The following is a 12,972-nucleotide window of genomic DNA, read 5'->3' on the forward strand; positions in this document are numbered from 1 at the left end:
ATGAAAAATCTGCACCGAACCGTGTCGCTCGGCGCCGCATTGGCGCTGTTTACCGCCCTGACCCCTGCCCTTGCCGGCAGCACCGCCACCGTTGGCGGCTTCGTCAACAAGGGCCTGGTCGGCGTCGGCCGCATTCCGGCCGATCAGAAGGACAAGTTCGGCGAGACCTTCGGCTCCGGCTCCGGCATGTCGATCGACGCCGCAAGCTGGACCCATGGCGCGGATGGCTACAAGGGTTCGCTGTGGCTGCTGCCGGATCGCGGCTACAATGTCGTCGGCACCACCGACTACCGGCCGCGGCTCAACACTATTCGCATCGAGTTCACGCCGACCGCACTGGGCGCCACGCCCGCTGCCGGCCAGGAACAAACAGGCGTCAAGGCGACGCTAGCCGATTCGCTGCTGCTCACCGACGACAAGGGCGCAGACGCCACCGGCCTCGATCCGCTCAACGGCGTGCGCGCGGCGAGCGGCGACCTGCCGATCCTGCCCGAGGCCAACGGCAAGCTGGCGCTCGACAACGAGGCGATCGCGCGGCTGCCCGACGGCACCATGTTCATCTCTGACGAATACGGCCCCAACATCTACCGCTTCTCGGCCGACGGCCATCTGTTGTCGGCAACGCAGCCGCCGGCCGCTTTGGTGCCGATGCGCAAGGGCGGGCCGAACTTCGCCTCCGACAATCCAGGCCCCGGTGCAGCCGAACCCGATCCGAAGGATCCCGAAACCGGCCGCCAGAACAACCAGGGCCTCGAAGGCATGGCGCTGACGCCGGACGGCAAGTCGCTGATCGCTGTGCTGCAGTCGGCGCCCCGCCAGGATGGCGGCGATTCGCCCGCGACGCGCCAGAACACCCGCGCCCTGGTCTACAACGCCTCCGACCCGGCCCATCTCAAGCTGGTGCATGAATATGTCGTGCCGCTGCCGGTGTTCAAGGTCACCAAGGACAAGACCAAGGTCGCCGCGCAGAGCGAGATCATGGCGCTGTCCGACAAGACCTTCCTGATGCTGGCGCGCGACAGCGGAAACGGCCAGGGGGTGAAGGGCGATACTTCGCTGCTGCGCCAGATTTTCGTCGTCGACGTCTCTGGCGCCACCGACATTTCCGGCGGCGCCTTCGATGCCGCCGACAAGCCGCTGGCGCCCAAGGGCGTGCTCGACCCCTCGGTGACCCCGGCCAAGCTGACGCCGTTCATTGACATCAACGACAACAAGGAACTCGGCCGTTTCGGCCTGCATGACGGCAAGCCGAACGACAAGAACAATCTCTCGGAGAAGTGGGAAGCGATGTCGGTGGTCAGCGTGCTCGATCCGGCGCTGCCCGACGACTATTTCCTGTTCGTCGGCAACGATAACGACTTTCTCACCCAGGACGGTTTTCAGGTCGGCGCGCCCTACAAGGCCGAAGACGGCGCCGATGTCGATACCATGTTCCTGGTCTATCAGGTCACGCTTCCGGGCCTCGCCAAGAAGTAGCCATATACGGAAAGGCGGACGCGCTCGGCGCGTCCGCCTCTAACCGTTTTTCGGCGATCAGCGATGCCGTGAAGGCACCTATTTCAAAATCTCCGCATCCCTTGGCACGCCGGCATCGATCGGCTCGGCGGTCCGGCTCGACACAGCCATGATCTTGCCCGCGGCCGACAGGTTCGGGCGCACATAGACCTGGGCTACGCCGTTGACGCGGCTGTAGAGGTCGATGATGTCCTGGTTCATGAAGCGCACGCAGCCTGACGACGCGTTCTTGCCGATGGAATCCCATTCCGGCGTGCCGTGCAGCCGGTACATCGTGTCCTTGCCGTCGCGGAACAGATAGAGCGCGCGCGCACCGAGCGGGCTCTGCGGTCCGGGCGGCATGCCGTCCTTGTATTTCGCCAGTTCCGGCCGGCGCTGGATCATTTCGGGCGGCGGCGTCCACACCGGCCATTTCTTGCGCGCCTGGATCACGGCGCTGCCGGTCCAGCCAAACCCGGCCTTGCCGAGGCTGACGCCATAGCGCATTGCCTTGCCGCCGTCGCGCACCAGATAGAGAAAATGCTCGGATGTATCGACGACGATCGTGCCGGGTTTTTCGCCGGTCGGATCGTCCACGATCTGGCGCACGAATTTCGGATCGAGCTTGGCGACGGGGATTGCCGGCAATGAAAAGCCCTCATCGACGCGCGCCGAATACATGGTGGCGGCATCGCCCAGAGCCGGTTCAGGCGCCGGGGCGGGCGTTGGCGGCACCACGACATCGGTCGTGGTGCAGGCTGAAAGCGCCATGGAAGCGGCACCCAAAGCGGATATTCCAAGAAACGCGCGCCGGTTCAGGCGCTCGGAAAAAAGCGGATTGTCGGACATGATCCCCCCAGCCTATTCATCATATCCAACAGGATATGCGACCCCACGCGGCGGCGACCCATATCCCATTCCGGATGTTTTGAGAACTGATTAGCGTGAAGCCGCCAGGTGGCATGTTCCAATGCCGCATCGACCTTGTCCGTCAAATCGGCGATCATTGCCGGGCGGACTTTGAGATGAACCTTCGCCGAACAGCCCATGGACGAAAAAATACCACCGCGCCGGCGCACCGGCGACCTGACCAGCGGCCCGATTCCGCGCACGCTGCTTTTGTTCGCTCTGCCGGTGCTCGGCTCCAACGTGCTGCAATCGCTCAACGGTTCGATCAACGCCGTCTGGGTCGGCCGCTTCCTCGGTGAATCGGCGCTGACCGCCACCTCCAACGCCAATCTGGTGCTGTTCCTGATTCTCGGCACCGTATTCGGCATCGGCATGGCCGCCACCATCCTGGTGGCGCAATCGGTCGGCGCCCGCGACCTGCCCGAGGCGCGGCGCATCGTCGGCACCAGCGCCAGCTTCTTCTTCCTCGTCTCGGCTATCTTCGCCGTCTGCGGCTGGATCTGGGTCGACGCCATCCTCAACACACTGGGCACCCCGCCCGATGCGCTGCCGCTGGCGCGCTCCTATCTGCGTATCATCTTCGTCGCCGTGCCGATGATGAACCTTCTGTCCTTCGTCATGACGGTGCTGCGCGGTGCGGGTGATTCGCGCACGCCATTCTTCTTCATGGCGCTCGCGGTCGTGCTCGACATCATCCTCAATCCGCTGCTCATTCGCGGCATCGGCCCCTTCCCCGAACTCGGCATCGCCGGCTCCGCCACCTCGACGCTGATCGGCCAGACGGTGAGCGTGATCGCCATCCTCGTCGTGCTTTATGCCAAAAAGCATCCGTTGCGGCTCGCCGGCGCGAACCTCGCTCTGCTGCGGCCGGATCCGGCGCTGCTCAGGATCGTCGTCTTCAAGGGCGTGCCGATGGGCCTGCAGATGATCGTCATTTCGGCGGCGGCGCTGACCGTGATGGGCATCGTCAACTCCTACGGCTCGCAGGTCGCCGCCGCCTACGGCATCGCGGCGCAGCTGTGGACCTATATCCAGATGCCTGCACTGGCGATCGGAGCCGCAGTCTCGTCGATGGCGGCCCAGAATGTCGGCGCCGGGCGCTGGGACCGCATCGGTCGCATCGCGGCGTCCGGCGTCGGCTTCAACCTGGTGCTCACCGGCGCCCTGGTGGCGCTGCTGTTCTTCTTCGACAGGCCGGTGCTCGGCCTGTTCCTCAGCGGCGACAGCACCGCAATCGACATTGCAGCCCACATCAACAAGGTGGCGTCCTGGTCGTTCATCCTGTTCGGCGTCACCATCGTGCTGTTCGCCACCGTGCGCGCCACCGGTGCCGTGATGCCGCCGCTGATCATTCTGGTGATTTCCGTGCTGGTCGTGCGTACCGGCTTTGCCTACTTCTTCAGGACCTACATCGGCGAGGAAGCGCTGTGGTGGAGTTTTCCGGCGGGATCGATCACCTCGCTGGTGCTGGCCGCCGCCTATTATCGCTTCGGCCGCTGGCGCACCATGCACATGATCGAGGACCGGCCGGCCGCCGGCGAGCCGCCCGACACCGGCCTCGGCATCCCGCGCGGACGGGCAAACATGGCGCCCGGGACGCCAAACGGGTGAGGCTCAGCGCGCGTATTTGACGCCGAACCCCAGCGCTACGACAGAGAACAGCGTGATCATGCCGGCAAAGGCCAGGCTTGCCGTCGTCGGAGTGGCCCAACTCGACAGCAGCCCAATGCCGATCACCGGCAGCGCATTGCCGCAGAAGCAGCAGATAAAGAACGCCGACACCAATTCGGCGCGACGCTCGGCAGGTGCGATCTGGTTCACCACCTGCAGGCCGCCGCGATAGCCGAGCGCAGCCGCCACGCCGCACAGAGCGGTGGCGGCAATCATCAGCGACATCGAGGCGAAAAACTGCGCCGCAACCACCAGCCCCACCGCAGGGATCATCAGCGCCAGCGCGGCCAGCATGCCGGCGCGACTGGACAGTCGGGTCGTGGCCAGAATGGTCGCGGCCGCAACGATCGACAGTTCGAAGAACAGCGCGCCGGCCTCGGCATGGTTGGCCACATGCAGCTGCTGCGCCAGGATGCTCGGCGCCAGGGCTGCATAGAAGCCGACCAGCGCCATGGCGCCGAAACCGGTGACCGCCGGCGCCACGAAAGCGGCGCGGATATCAGCGGGCACCGACAGCCGCGGCCGCAGCGAAACATCGGCCAGCCTTCCCGGCCGCGAAACGGTTTCCCTGGTGCGCCAGATCAACAGCGTCACCACCACGAGCAAGGCAAGATAGACCGCAAACGTTAGTCTCAACGGCCAGGGCGCATATTCGGCGAGCAGGCCCGATGCCAGCGCGCCGAGGCCAAGGCCAACGAAGTTGGTGCTGGTGGCGATGATTGCCGCGCGCGATTTGTCCTTACCCTCGATCAATTCGGCAAGCCAGGCTGTGCCCGTTCCCGCGCCGATGCCGATGCCAAGGCCGCTCAATATGCGGGCGACATCGAGCCAGGCGACATTCTCGGCCAGCAGGAACACCAGCGCGCTGACCACCGCTATGGCCATCGACGCCAGCGCCGCAGGACGGCGGCCAATGCCGTCGGACAAGCGCCCGAACATCAGCAATGCGCCGAGATTGCCGACGACATAGACAGCGTAGACCAGCGTCAGCGTGATCTGCGAGAAACCGAAGGCCTGCTTGTAGATGACGTAAAGCGGCGTCAGCACCGTGCTCCCGGCGAACAGAGCGGCGATCATGGCGGCAACCGCGGCCATCGCGGGCCGGCCATCGAATCCGTTGTCGCGCGTTATGGTCTCGGCATAGCTGGTCATGGCAACCTCCGGCCAATCGCCCAACGCCCAATTGCGCCCCAACGTCCATGTAATGGCGGCCGTTCCACGTGCCGAACTTCATCCTGACAACCTTGTCAGGATGGTCTTGCCCGAAATCCTCGCTTAACGTCTTTCCATCCAGAGGGAGAATCCATGGGAAAAGGCAGAGTCGAGGCATTCACCGATGGCGTCGTCGCCATCATCATCACCATCATGGTGCTGGAGCTGAAAGTGCCGCATGGCGAGGATTTTTCAGCGCTTCTGCCGCTGTGGCCGATCTTTTTCAGCTATGTCTTGTCGTTCATCAATGTCGGTATCTACTGGAACAATCTGCACAACATGTTCCACACCGTCCAAAGGGTCGACGGCCGCGTGCTGTGGGCCAACCTCAACCTTCTGTTCTGGTTGTCGCTGATGCCGGCAACGACGGCCTTCATGGGCGAGAACCATTTCGCGCCGGTCCCCGTCGCCGTCTATGGCATCGAGCTGGTGCTGTGCGCGGTCGCCTACACCTTTCTCGCCACCAAGCTGCACCATTTGCACGGCAACGACACCGCCTTCGCCAAGGCGCTGGGCAATGACCGCAAGGGCAAGATCTCGGTGGCCCTCTACGCCGCCGCCGTCCCGCTTGCCTTCGTCAACCAATGGATCGGCGTTGCGATCTTCGTGCTGGTGGCCGCCGTCTGGTTCGTGCCGGACACGCGTTTTTCGCGGGTGCTGGAAAAGTAGCGTAGGACGCCTCTACTTGCGCATCGCCTTCAGCTTTTCGGCAACCGACGCCGCAAGGTCGGCATAGCGCTCCTCCAGCCGCTCGGCCGCCTTGATGATCGAAAAATCATGGCCGAATTTTTCCAGCGCCATGCGCAATTTCTCGACGAACTCGGCCTGTTTTTCGAGTGCCGAAAACAAGGTCTTCACCTGCGCTTCGCTTATGTCCGGATTGGCAAGCATCTGCGGCACCTCGCGGCCCATCTGGTCGCCGGTGGCGGTCTGCTCCTTCAGGATCGCAACCCAGTCGGTCAATCGGCAGTCTCCCTGTTCGGCAGCAGCATGCACAGCCGCCGTTGATGCGGTCAACCCGAACACGCGGGACGGCCTTGCACGATGCGCGTCCCGCGCTAAGTTCGGCGCCACCCGAACCCTAGGAAAAAGAACATGACCTCCGACGCCGAAATCCAATCCGCTTTGCCCGCCCTCAGCCGAGGCAACGTCGCCGTCGTCACCGGGGGCGCCAGCGGCATCGGGCTTGCCGCCGCCAAAAGGCTGGCGGCTATGGGCATGAGACTGGTGCTGGCCGACATTGGCGGCGCGCGCCTCGATGCGGCCCGCCAGGCAGTCGCCGCGATCACCGGCGAGAATGCCGTGCTTGCCGTCGCCACAGACGTGTCGAAGGCCGACGAACTCGGCCGGCTGGCGGAAAAGACGCATGCCGCTTTCGGCGCCGTATCGCTGCTGATGAACAATGCCGGCGTCGGCAACAATCCGGGAAAACCGTGGGAGAACGGCGACGCCTGGAAGCGGCTGATCGACATCAATTTCTGGGGTGTCGTACATGGCGTCGAGGCCTTCGCTCCGGCCATGCTGGCCTCCGGAGAGCCTGGCCTGATCATCAACACCGGCTCCAAGCAAGGCATCACCACGCCACCCGGCAATCTCGCCTACAACGTCTCCAAATCGGCATTGAAGACGTTCACCGAAGGCCTGGCGCACGCATTGCGCAACGAGCCGGGCGCGAAGGTCGCGGCGCATCTTCTCATTCCCGGCTTCACCTTCACCGGCCTCACCGAAGGAGCGGTCGAAAAACCGGCTGGCGCCTGGACCGGCGAGCAGGTGGTCGACTTCATGCTGGCTTCGCTGGCGCGTGGGGACTTCTACATCCTGTGCCCCGATAATGAGGTGATGCGGCCGACCGATGAAAAGCGCATGGCCTGGGCGATCGGCGACATCATCGAGAACCGGCCTGCTCTCTCGCGCTGGCACCCCGACCATAAGGACGCTTTCGCGGCCTTTATGGGAAACTGATCGTCGAACTCAGCCAAAGCCGAGACTCAGGCGGGCGCGCGTTTTTTCGCGGTGCGCTTTTGCGCGACGGCCTTCTTGCCCGCCAGTTCGGCGAGCTCGTGGTCATGGCGTTTTGCCGCCCGCTCGCATTTGTCTCTGATCTCCTCGACCTCGGATTCGGTCAGGTGCTCGATGCCGATGAAATGATTGTGGCCCTCGCTGACGCGGATCAGTTCGTCGAGCTTGGCCTGAACCGCGGCGCCGTCGCGGTTCTGGGTGTTCTGGATCAGGAACACCATCAGGAAGGTGATGATCGTCGTTCCCGTGTTGATGACGAGCTGCCACGTATCGGAAAAGCCGAAGAATGGCCCGCTTACCGCCCAGACGATAACGATGGCGCAGCAGGCGATGAAAGTCGGCGGCAGGCCCGCCAAGTGCGAAACGGTGTTGGCGATTCTGGTAAACAGCTTTTCGATCATTCACATCCTCAACGGGTCAAAGCGCGATGAGCTGACCAAGGCCGCATTCATCGCTCCAACAATAAACAACCGGCAGCCGCTTCCGGTTCCCTGTCGCAGATGGCATCCCTGATGCAATTGTATGCACGCCAAAGGCGCAGCGCCGTGAAAAGCCGCCTTATCGGTTTGTTGCCATAGTCGCCATGCAGGCCAAAACCTGTTCCTTCCGCTTCACGCGGATTTGTCTCCAAGCCCCTTCCGCTGCGCCACCCCCGCATGGCGGAAGGGGTTCGTTGCGTTGCCGCAGCCGGCGGAACTCTTCCCGACACGTGCCGTTCAGAATTTTGGCGCCAGGATTTCGGCCAGCCAGTCGATGAAACCGCGCACGCGCGGCGAGCTCTCAGGAATGCTCTTGCTCCCAGCGATGGAGGAAATCCTCAATCGGCAAGGCCTGCATGTCGGGAACCGCTTTGGCGAGTTTCTCCGGCGGCCAGTCCCACCAGGCGAGGCTTTCGATCCGCGCCGCGATCTCGGAGGGAAAGCGCATGCGCAACGGCTTTGCCGGTACGCCGGCGACGATTGTGTAGGCCGGTACATTCCGCGTCACCACCGCATTGGCGCCGACGATGGCGCCATTGCCGATGCTGATGCCGGGCATGATGACGGCGCCATGGCCGATCCAGACATCGTTGCCGATGCTGACCGCCTTGGCCTGCCGCCGCGCGCGGAACGCCGCGTCGACGCCCAGCCAGCGGAAATACTCGTTCGGCCGGTAGCTGAGCTTGTGCTGCGTGATCCGCTCGATCGGATGCTCTAGCGCATTGATGCGGCTGTTGGCGGCGATCGAGCAGAATTTTCCGATCGTCGTGTAGATCGCCTCGGCGTGGCGCTCGAAATAGGAGAAATCGCCGACATTGACCTCGCGCAGCACCACCCGTTCGCCGATCCAGGCATAGCGGCCAAGCTTGCACGCTTTCAGCTCCGCGGTCGGATGGATGCGCGGCTCCGGATCTTTCAGGACGAGGTTTTCGGTACGGTCCATCTGGCGGATTTACCCCCGCACAATTGCGGAAGCAATTGTCGCGTTGCGCCCGGAGAATCCGCTATTTCGGCTTGCCGCCGGTCCACACCACGTTCTGGCCGAACAGCGGCACGGTCGTCACCGACATTTTCGCCGAGCCGTCCTGCACCTGGCGCGAATGCGAGAGATAGATCAGCGTCTCGTTCTTCTTGTCGTAGATGCGGTTCACCACCTGCTTCTTCCAGATCAGGCTGATGCCTTGCTTGAACACCTCTTCGCCGCCTTCGCTCATGTCGATGTCGCCGATGGTGATCGGCCCGGTCTGGCGGCAGGAGATCGAGGAATCAGACGGATCCTCGAACCAGTTGCCCTTGTGCAAGCGGTCGATGACGCTGCGGTCGAAATAGGAGACATGGCAGGTCACGCCGTCGATCTTGGGGTCCTTGATCGCCTCGACGATGATGTCGTTGCCGACCCAATCGACGCCGACCTTGCCGACCTCCTCTGCCGCCGCGGCACCGGCGCCAAGGGCAATGCATGCGGCCAGCGCGCCGCCGATCAGTTTCTGCCCAATCCGTCTCTGCCCAGTCCGTCTTTGCAAGGGAGCCTCCTCAGGTTCGGTTTGCCGGTCTCAGGTGGGATAAGGGCCAGCTGTTTGCAAGGTAGCGTCCAGCCCGGTTGCGGCAACGCGGCATCTTTGCCTTGCTCCCTGCGACCGGCTAAGACTGCTCGCCAACAGGAGCGCCGATCCGGCGCTCGATTTCTGCGACGGACACTTCCTGATGATGCGTTCAATTCTGGTCGGCATTCTGGTTCTGATGGCGGCGGGCATCGGCTGGCTCACCTTTGACTTCTATCGCGGCCATTATGGTGGCGAGCCGTATGGTGCGCCATTCACGCTGGTCGACCAGAAAGGCGCGCCAATCACCGAAGCCGCCTTCCGGGAAAAACCCAGCATCGTCTTCTTCGGCTTCACCCATTGCCCGGAAGTCTGCCCGACCACTTTGTTCGAAATGGCCGGCTGGCTGAAGACGCTGGGCGACGACGGCAAGAACCTCAACGCCTACTTCGTTACCGTCGATCCAGAGCGCGACACGCCGCCTGTGATGAACACTTACGTCAGCAATTTCTCCGACCGCATCGTCGGCATATCGGGCGATCCCGACAAGGTGCACGCCATGGCGAAGTCCTTCAACATCTACTGGAAGAAGGTCGACACCGGCGACGGCGATTATACGATGGACCACACCGCCTCGGCGCTGCTGCTCAATGCCAAGGGCGAGTTTTCGGGCACCATCGCCTATGGCGAAAGCGCCGATACCGCGATTGCCAAGCTGAAGCGGCTGGCAGCAGGCTAGGCATGATCCCTAAATGTGGAATCCGGTTTTCTCGGACAGAAAAGTGTTGTCCAGAGATCATGCTCAAGCAAGAGACCAACTGATGGGTCAGACCAGGCTCCACTTCATCGCTGGGAAGATCGAGGCCGACCGCATCTTTGCCGCGCTCGAGCCGGCTTTCGAGGATGAAGGCCTGCCGATCGCCGTGCTCGAAGTCGATGAAGACCGCGACATCTATGAGGTTTCGCTCTACACCGACGGCAATGTCGACGCGGTTGAGGCGCGGCTAAAAGACAGCCTTGTGGGACTGTCCCTGTCGAAGCCGATCGAGCGCGAGGTTTTGCCCGACATCGACTGGGTGGCGCGCTCGCTGGAGGGACTGAAGCCGGTGCGCGCCGGACGTTTCTTCGTCCATGGCGCGCATGACCGCCGGAAGCGCCACAGCGGCGAACTCGCCATCGAGATCGAGGCCGGCCTTGCCTTCGGCACCGGCCATCACGGCACCACGGCCGGCTGCCTCGAAATGCTGGAACGGGTCGTGCGCCGCGAACGTCCCAGGAATGCCCTCGACCTCGGCACCGGCAGCGCGGTGCTGGCAATCGCCGTCGCCAAACTGGCGCATATTCCGGTGCTGGCGACCGACATCGATCCGATCGCCGTCAGGGTCGCCGCCGCCAATGCCCGCCTCAACCACGTCAAGGCGCTGGTTGAAACGGTGACGGCGCCCGGCTTCCACCACCCGATCTTCGGCAAGCGCGCGCCTTTCGACCTCATCGTCGCCAACATATTGGCGCGGCCGCTGATGCGGCTGGCGCCTGAGATGGCCAGGCACATCAGCCTCGGCGGCTCGATCGTGTTGTCCGGCATCCTCGAGCGCCAATGCAATGCGGTGATCTCGGCCTATGTCGGCCAGAATTTCCGGCATGTCAGGACCTTGCATCGCGAAGGCTGGGTGACGATCCACCTGAAGCACTGAGACGCAACGCGCTTTGGACCAATCCGAGCCTGTTGCGATTGGCGAAAATCGATTCCGGTTTTCCGGGTCATGCGCTACGGTCGCGCCCGATACAGGAGGCATACCATGTTCCAGACCTTCGATTCCGCAGGCGACCCCAGCGTCGGCAAGCCGCGCGTGACGTTGCTGCGGCGATGGCTGGCGGATAATGGCCTCGACGGTTTCCTGGTGCCGCGCGCCGACGAGCACCAGGGCGAGTATGTCGCCGATCGCTCGGCGCGGCTGAAATGGTTGACCGGCTTCAGCGGCTCGGCGGGCGTAGCACTTGTGCAGCGTGACCGCGCCTTCATGTTCGTCGATGGCCGCTATACCTTGCAAGTGCGCCACGAGGTCGATCTCGACATTTTTGCGATCGAGAGTCTCGTCGACAACCCGCCGGCCTCCTGGATCAAGGACAATCTCGGCAAGGGCGCCAGGCTTGGCTTCGACCCGTGGCTGCACACGATCGCTGAGGTCAAGGCGCTGAAAACCTCGGCCGAGCAATCCGGCGCGACGCTGGTGCCGCTCGACAGGAACCCGATCGACATCATCTGGAAGGATCAGCCGGCGCCGCCCGTGGCGCCGGTCGAAATCCACCCGATCGGCTTTGCCGGGGAACTCGCCAAGGACAAGCTGGCGCGGCTGGTGGCGGCAATCGGCAAGGAGGGCGCGACGCACGCCGTGCTCACCGACCCCTCCTCGATCGCCTGGGCCTTCAACATCCGTGGCGGTGACGTGCCGCACACGCCGCTGGCGCTCGGCTTCGCGATCCCTGCCGCCGACGGCAAGCACCAGCTGTTCATGGACCAGCGCAAGTTTTCGCGCACGGTCGCCGCCTATCTCACCCAACTCGCCGATCTGCACGAGCCCGGCGAATTCGAGGCGGCGGTCGTTACCCTTGCCAAGGGCGGCGCCAAGATCGCGCTCGACCCGGTGCTGGCGGCGGAGAAGCTGAGAATGCTGGTCGAGGACAATGGCGGCGCATTTGTTTCAGCGGCCGATCCCGCCCGCATTCCGCGCGCCACCAAGAACCAGGCGGAAATCGCCGGCAGCCGCGCCGCGCACCGCCGAGACGGGGCGGCCGTGGCGAAACTGCTGTGCTGGCTGGAACGGCAAAAGCCGGGCACGCTCGACGAAATAACCGTTGTCACCAAGTTGGAGGAGGTGCGCCGGCAGACCGGCGAGGAAACGCAGATGCCGCTGCGCGACGTCTCCTTCGACACCATTTCAGGCAGCGGTCCGAACGGCGCCATCATGCACTACCGCGTGTCGCGCGCCACCAACCGCGAGCTGGCAAAGGGCGAGCTGTTCCTGCTCGATTCCGGCGCCCAGTATCAGGACGGCACCACCGATATCACCCGCACGGTGCCGATCGGCCAGCCGACCGAGGAGATGCGCGAGCGCTTCACACTGGTGCTGAAAGGTATGATCGGCATTTCCACGCTGCGCTTTCCCGCCGGCACGCGCGGCTCGGAAATCGACGCAGTGGCGCGCATGGCGCTGTGGAAGCATGGCTGCGACTTTGCCCACGGCACCGGCCACGGCGTCGGCTCCTATCTGGCCGTGCATGAAGGCCCGCAGCGCATCGCCCGCACCGGCACCGAAAAGCTGCTCGCCGGCATGATGCTGTCCAACGAGCCCGGCTATTACAAGGAAGGCTCCTACGGCATCCGCATCGAGAACCTGATCCTGGTGACGCCTGCCGAACAGGTCGAAGGCGGCGACATCGCCATGCACGGTTTCGAGACGCTGACGCTGGCGCCGATCGATATCAGGCTGATCCGCACCGACCTGTTGACGCGCGAGGAGTTGCACTGGCTGGATACTTACCATGCCTGGGTGCTGGCCGAGATCGGCCCGATGCTCGACGGCGAGACGCTGGCCTGGCTGGAGAAGGCAACAGCGCCGCTGCCGCACGACGCCAAGATCTGAAAT

General features: G+C 63.7%; 13 protein-coding genes. 7 read left to right on the top strand and 6 right to left on the bottom strand.

Annotation, left to right across the window (positions count from 1 at the left end):
- Positions 1-1,476: an esterase-like activity of phytase family protein gene (locus ACYG9V_RS24200; protein WP_352765097.1), complete on the top strand. Its 1,476-nt coding sequence runs from the start codon at positions 1-3 to the stop codon at positions 1,474-1,476.
- Between the two features lie 78 nt (positions 1,477-1,554).
- Here the strand turns inward: ACYG9V_RS24200 and ACYG9V_RS24205 are convergent, their stop codons facing one another.
- Complete coding sequence (locus tag ACYG9V_RS24205) at positions 1,555-2,343, bottom strand: L,D-transpeptidase (RefSeq protein WP_023668302.1); 789 nt, start codon at positions 2,341-2,343, stop codon at positions 1,555-1,557.
- A gap of 198 nt (positions 2,344-2,541) precedes the next feature.
- On the opposite strand from ACYG9V_RS24205, the gene ACYG9V_RS24210 reads away from it, so the two are divergent.
- Positions 2,542-4,014, top strand: a complete 1,473-nt coding sequence (locus ACYG9V_RS24210; RefSeq protein WP_352765096.1) for an MATE family efflux transporter — start codon at positions 2,542-2,544, stop codon at positions 4,012-4,014.
- A 3-nt stretch (positions 4,015-4,017) separates the two neighbouring features.
- Here the strand turns inward: ACYG9V_RS24210 and ACYG9V_RS24215 are convergent, their stop codons facing one another.
- On the bottom strand, positions 4,018-5,226 hold the full coding sequence (locus ACYG9V_RS24215) for an MFS transporter (RefSeq protein ID WP_352765094.1): 1,209 nt from the start codon (positions 5,224-5,226) through the stop codon (positions 4,018-4,020).
- A 153-nt stretch (positions 5,227-5,379) separates the two neighbouring features.
- Here ACYG9V_RS24215 and ACYG9V_RS24220 point away from each other — a divergent pair, with 153 nt between their 5' ends.
- Positions 5,380-5,955, top strand: a complete 576-nt coding sequence (locus ACYG9V_RS24220; protein WP_023729337.1) for a TMEM175 family protein — start codon at positions 5,380-5,382, stop codon at positions 5,953-5,955.
- 12 nt (positions 5,956-5,967) lie between these two features.
- Here the strand turns inward: ACYG9V_RS24220 and ACYG9V_RS24225 are convergent, their stop codons facing one another.
- Positions 5,968-6,249 (bottom strand): hypothetical protein, encoded by a 282-nt coding sequence (locus tag ACYG9V_RS24225; RefSeq protein ID WP_023668298.1) that lies wholly within the window; start codon positions 6,247-6,249, stop codon positions 5,968-5,970.
- Positions 6,250-6,381: 132 nt separating this feature from the next.
- Between ACYG9V_RS24225 and ACYG9V_RS24230 the strand changes: the two genes are divergently transcribed.
- Positions 6,382-7,248: an SDR family NAD(P)-dependent oxidoreductase gene (locus tag ACYG9V_RS24230; protein WP_352765093.1), complete on the top strand. Its 867-nt coding sequence runs from the start codon at positions 6,382-6,384 to the stop codon at positions 7,246-7,248.
- A 26-nt stretch (positions 7,249-7,274) separates the two neighbouring features.
- On the opposite strand, the gene ACYG9V_RS24235 is transcribed toward ACYG9V_RS24230, so the two are convergent.
- From ACYG9V_RS24235 to ACYG9V_RS24245, 3 genes are all read right to left on the bottom strand, one after another.
- Positions 7,275-7,706 (bottom strand): low affinity iron permease family protein, encoded by a 432-nt coding sequence (locus ACYG9V_RS24235; RefSeq protein WP_023750938.1) that lies wholly within the window; start codon positions 7,704-7,706, stop codon positions 7,275-7,277.
- Between the two features lie 379 nt (positions 7,707-8,085).
- On the bottom strand, positions 8,086-8,727 hold the full coding sequence (locus ACYG9V_RS24240; RefSeq protein WP_352765091.1) for a DapH/DapD/GlmU-related protein: 642 nt from the start codon (positions 8,725-8,727) through the stop codon (positions 8,086-8,088).
- 61 nt (positions 8,728-8,788) lie between these two features.
- Positions 8,789-9,307: a CreA family protein gene (locus ACYG9V_RS24245; RefSeq protein ID WP_023753104.1), complete on the bottom strand. Its 519-nt coding sequence runs from the start codon at positions 9,305-9,307 to the stop codon at positions 8,789-8,791.
- Between the two features lie 181 nt (positions 9,308-9,488).
- Here ACYG9V_RS24245 and ACYG9V_RS24250 point away from each other — a divergent pair, with 181 nt between their 5' ends.
- From ACYG9V_RS24250 to ACYG9V_RS24260, 3 genes are all read left to right on the top strand, one after another.
- Entirely contained in the window at positions 9,489-10,064 is a 576-nt protein-coding gene (locus ACYG9V_RS24250) for an SCO family protein (protein ID WP_352765089.1), read from the top strand.
- Between the two features lie 82 nt (positions 10,065-10,146).
- On the top strand, positions 10,147-11,019 hold the full coding sequence (locus ACYG9V_RS24255) for a 50S ribosomal protein L11 methyltransferase (RefSeq protein WP_023733063.1): 873 nt from the start codon (positions 10,147-10,149) through the stop codon (positions 11,017-11,019).
- A gap of 105 nt (positions 11,020-11,124) precedes the next feature.
- Positions 11,125-12,969 carry an aminopeptidase P family protein gene (locus ACYG9V_RS24260; RefSeq protein WP_023753103.1) on the top strand — a complete coding sequence of 615 codons (1,845 nt, stop codon included), beginning with the start codon at positions 11,125-11,127 and terminating at the stop codon, positions 12,967-12,969.
- The last annotated feature ends 3 nt before the right edge of the window (positions 12,970-12,972 follow it).

Source organism: Mesorhizobium sp. W016 (assembly GCF_054719485.1).

What these genes read in the sequence shown, in the direction of transcription:
- ACYG9V_RS24210 (WP_352765096.1), top strand. Translation starts at nt 2,542, where the DNA reads ATGGACGAAAAAATACCACCGCGCCGGCGCACCGGCGACCTGACCAGC.
- ACYG9V_RS24215 (WP_352765094.1), bottom strand. Translation starts at nt 5,226, where the DNA reads ATGACCAGCTATGCCGAGACCATAACGCGCGACAACGGATTCGATGGC.
- ACYG9V_RS24250 (WP_352765089.1), top strand. Translation starts at nt 9,489, where the DNA reads ATGATGCGTTCAATTCTGGTCGGCATTCTGGTTCTGATGGCGGCGGGC.
- ACYG9V_RS24200 (WP_352765097.1), top strand. Translation starts at nt 1, where the DNA reads ATGAAAAATCTGCACCGAACCGTGTCGCTCGGCGCCGCATTGGCGCTG.
- ACYG9V_RS24260 (WP_023753103.1), top strand. Translation starts at nt 11,125, where the DNA reads ATGTTCCAGACCTTCGATTCCGCAGGCGACCCCAGCGTCGGCAAGCCG.
- ACYG9V_RS24205 (WP_023668302.1), bottom strand. Translation starts at nt 2,343, where the DNA reads ATGTCCGACAATCCGCTTTTTTCCGAGCGCCTGAACCGGCGCGCGTTT.
- ACYG9V_RS24220 (WP_023729337.1), top strand. Translation starts at nt 5,380, where the DNA reads ATGGGAAAAGGCAGAGTCGAGGCATTCACCGATGGCGTCGTCGCCATC.
- ACYG9V_RS24255 (WP_023733063.1), top strand. Translation starts at nt 10,147, where the DNA reads ATGGGTCAGACCAGGCTCCACTTCATCGCTGGGAAGATCGAGGCCGAC.
- ACYG9V_RS24235 (WP_023750938.1), bottom strand. Translation starts at nt 7,706, where the DNA reads ATGATCGAAAAGCTGTTTACCAGAATCGCCAACACCGTTTCGCACTTG.
- ACYG9V_RS24240 (WP_352765091.1), bottom strand. Translation starts at nt 8,727, where the DNA reads ATGGACCGTACCGAAAACCTCGTCCTGAAAGATCCGGAGCCGCGCATC.
- ACYG9V_RS24230 (WP_352765093.1), top strand. Translation starts at nt 6,382, where the DNA reads ATGACCTCCGACGCCGAAATCCAATCCGCTTTGCCCGCCCTCAGCCGA.